Source organism: Streptomyces flavofungini (assembly GCF_041028215.1).
GTDB lineage: Bacteria > Actinomycetota > Actinomycetes > Streptomycetales > Streptomycetaceae > Streptomyces > Streptomyces flavofungini_B.
In genome coordinates, this window is the sequence record NZ_JASKYR010000856.1 from 1 (window position 1) to 3,175 (window position 3,175).

Below are 3,175 nucleotides of genomic sequence, written 5' to 3' on the forward strand. Positions count from 1 at the left end.
GGGAGAGGGTGTGACGGGGGCGGTTTGCATTGCAGGGGGGTAGGTGCGTATGGTGGTAGATCGTTTGATCCCATTTGCCCGGCGCCGACACAGAAGAGCGCCGCGTGGCGCGTACTCTCCCTTGCCGTGGCTGACCGCATAGAGGCGGTCCATTGCGAAATCACGGAGTTGACGGGCGCGTGCCGAGACTCCGGAAGGTTTCGCATTTCGCATGTCCATTTTCAGTTCTGACCACGCCGTCCTGCCCGAGAACGACGAGGCCGTAGCCGCCGTCGGCGAGACCGCAGAGACGGTCGCCGGGACCGTCGAGCTCACCGAGGCCGCGGACGTCACCGAGGTCACCAGCGACGTATCCGAGGCCGACGAGGCCTCCGACGCCCCCGAGGCCGCTTCGGACGCCGAGCCGGAGATCACCTTCGGCGACCTCGGTCTGCCCGAGGGCATCGTCCGCAAGCTCGCGCAGAACGGCGTCACCACGCCCTTCCCGATCCAGGCCGCGACCATCCCGGACGCCCTGGCCGGCAAGGACATCCTCGGCCGCGGCCGCACCGGCTCCGGCAAGACCCTCTCCTTCGGCCTGCCGATGCTGGCGACCCTGGCCGCCGAGGGCCGCACCGAGAAGAAGAAGCCCCGCGGCGTCATCCTCACCCCGACCCGTGAGCTCGCGATGCAGGTCGCGGACGCCCTCCAGCCCTACGGCGACGTGCTCGGCCTGAAGATGAAGGTCGTCTGCGGCGGTACGTCGATGGGCAACCAGATCTACGCCCTGGAGCGCGGCGTCGACATCCTCGTCGCCACCCCGGGCCGTCTGCGCGACATCATCAACCGCGGCGCCTGCTCGCTGGAGAACACCCAGATCGCCGTCCTCGACGAGGCCGACCAGATGTCGGACCTGGGCTTCCTGCCCGAGGTCACCGAGCTGCTCGACCAGGTTCCGTCCGGCGGCCAGCGCATGCTGTTCTCGGCCACGATGGAGAACGAGATCTCCACGCTGGTCAAGCGCTACCTGAACAACCCGGTGACGCACGAGGTCGACAGCGCCCAGGGCAACGTCACGACCATGACGCACCACATCCTGATCGTGAAGCCCCGCGACAAGGCGCCGGTCACGGCCGCCATCGCCGCGCGCAAGGGCCGCACGATCATCTTCGTGCGCACCCAGCTCGGCGCCGACCGCATCGCCGAGCAGCTCTGCGACGCCGGTGTGAAGGCCGACGCGCTGCACGGCGGCATGACGCAGGGTGCCCGTACCCGCGTGCTCGAGGACTTCAAGAAGGGCTACGTCAACGCCCTCGTCGCCACGGACGTCGCCGCGCGCGGCATCCACGTCGACGGCATCGACCTGGTCCTGAACGTGGACCCGGCCGGCGACCACAAGGACTACCTGCACCGCTCGGGCCGTACGGCGCGCGCGGGCCGCTCCGGCACGGTCGTCTCGCTCTCCCTGCCGCACCAGCGCCGCCAGATCTTCCGCCTCATGGAGGACGCGGGCGTCGACGCCTCGCGCCACATCATCAACGGCGGCGGCACCTTCGACCCGGAGGTCGCCGAGATCACCGGCGCCCGCTCCATGACCGAGGTGCAGGCCGACTCCGCGGGCAACGCGGCGGCCCAGGCCGAGCGTGAGGTCAAGGACCTCACCAAGGAGCTGGAGCGCGCCACGCGCCGCGCCGCCGAGCTGCGCGACGAGGCCGACCGCCTCACCGCGCGTGCCGCCCGTGAGCGCGGCGACGACCCGGAGACCGCGGTCGCCGAGGCCGCCGCTGCCGCCGAGGCGGTCGTGGAGGCCGCCGTCTCCGTGCCCGAGCAGCCCGTCGAGGAGCGCCCGGTGCGCGAGGAGCGCTCCTCCTCGTACGACAACCGCCGCCCGCAGCGCGACGAGCGCGGCAACTACGAGAAGGACCGCCGGGGCGACCGTGGCGGCTTCAACCGCGACGACCGCGGTGACCGCGGTGGCTTCCGCCGGGACGACCGTCGTGAGGGCGGTTTCAACCGCGACCGTCGTGACGACAACCGTGGCGGTGGCTTCCGCCGTGACGACAACCGTGGTGGCGGCTTCAACCGCGACCGTCGTGACGACAACCGCGGTGGTGGCTTCCGCCGGGACGACCGCCGTGAGGGCGGTTTCAACCGCGACCGTCGTGACGACAACCGTGGCGGTGGCTTCCGCCGTGACGACCGTCGCGAGGGTGGCTTCCGCCGTGACGACAACCGTGGTGGCGGCTTCAACCGCGACCGCCGTGACGACAACCGCGGTGGCGGTTTCCGCCGGGACGACCGCCCCGCCGGCGGCCACCGCGGCAGCGACCGCCCCTTCAACCGTGACCGCCGTGACGACCGCCCCGCCGGCGGCCACCGCTCCGGCGGCCACGACCGCCCGGCGTACAACCGCCGCGACGACCGCTCCGGCTCCGGCACGGGTTCCTTCGGCCGCCGCGACGACAAGCCGCGCTGGAAGCGCAACGGCTGATCTGTAGTCAGGTCTTCGAAGGGCCCGCACGGCGCACGCGTCGTGCGGGCCCTCCGTTATGCTCGGGGGAGCACCGACGCGGACCGTTAGCTCAATTGGCAGAGCAGTGGACTTTTAATCCATTGGTTGTGGGTTCGAGTCCCACACGGTCTACCGCTCAGGCCCAGGTCAGAAGGCATCTGACCTGGGCCTGTGGTGTTGCTGGGCCGGGAGCGGGCGGCTACTTGCAGCCGTTGCCCGCCGCCGGGTTGAGGATGCCGACGACGTCGACCGTGTTGCCGCAGGCGTTGACCGGCACGCTCACCGGGACCTGGACGACATTGCCGCTGAGGACCCCGGGGGACTTCACGGCCGCGCCGCTCGCGTGGGCGCCGGGGCTCGGGTCCGCGTTGGTGGCGCCCGCGGTCGTGGCGCCGCCGATGAGGGCGATCGTGGTGAGCGCGGCGGCGGCGAGGATCCTGCACTTGCTCATGGCGTTGCCTCCAGGAGAGCTGGGAGTACGGGGGAGCGCTCCGGGAGTGACGGAGGCGCTCGCGGGGAGCCTCACCCGTCGGACCGCCCTTGAACTGCCCGGTAGGCCGAGGGCACCAAGGGAACCGCTCATTCGACTGTCCGGGCCGGAGTGTCGCCGCCGCCGTGACCGGCGAGCCCGCGCCCCCGTGTCACCCGGGTGGTGGAGTCGCCCGTGGCTCCGCGGTGCGCGGG

2 protein-coding genes and 1 tRNA gene are annotated in these 3,175 nt (G+C 71.4%); 2 read left to right on the forward strand and 1 reads right to left on the reverse strand.

All coding sequences use genetic code 11. The features are described from left to right. Positions 1-211 precede the first annotated feature (211 nt). The gene (locus tag AB8Z36_RS35570) at positions 212-2,470 is read left to right on the forward strand and encodes a DEAD/DEAH box helicase (RefSeq protein ID WP_369217523.1); all 2,259 of its coding nucleotides are present in this window, start codon (positions 212-214) and stop codon (positions 2,468-2,470) included. Positions 2,471-2,550: 80 nt separating this feature from the next. Next, positions 2,551-2,623, forward strand: a tRNA-Lys gene (locus AB8Z36_RS35575). A gap of 67 nt (positions 2,624-2,690) precedes the next feature. Here the strand turns inward: AB8Z36_RS35575 and AB8Z36_RS35580 are convergent. Then, entirely contained in the window at positions 2,691-2,942 is a 252-nt protein-coding gene (locus tag AB8Z36_RS35580; protein ID WP_369217524.1) for a chaplin, read from the reverse strand. Positions 2,943-3,175: the final 233 nt, after the last annotated feature.

Excerpts from the sequence above, each read along its gene's own strand:
- AB8Z36_RS35580 (WP_369217524.1), bottom strand. The coding sequence starts at position 2,942 with ATGAGCAAGTGCAGGATCCTCGCCGCCGCCGCGCTCACCACGATCGCC.
- AB8Z36_RS35570 (WP_369217523.1), top strand. The coding sequence starts at position 212 with ATGTCCATTTTCAGTTCTGACCACGCCGTCCTGCCCGAGAACGACGAG.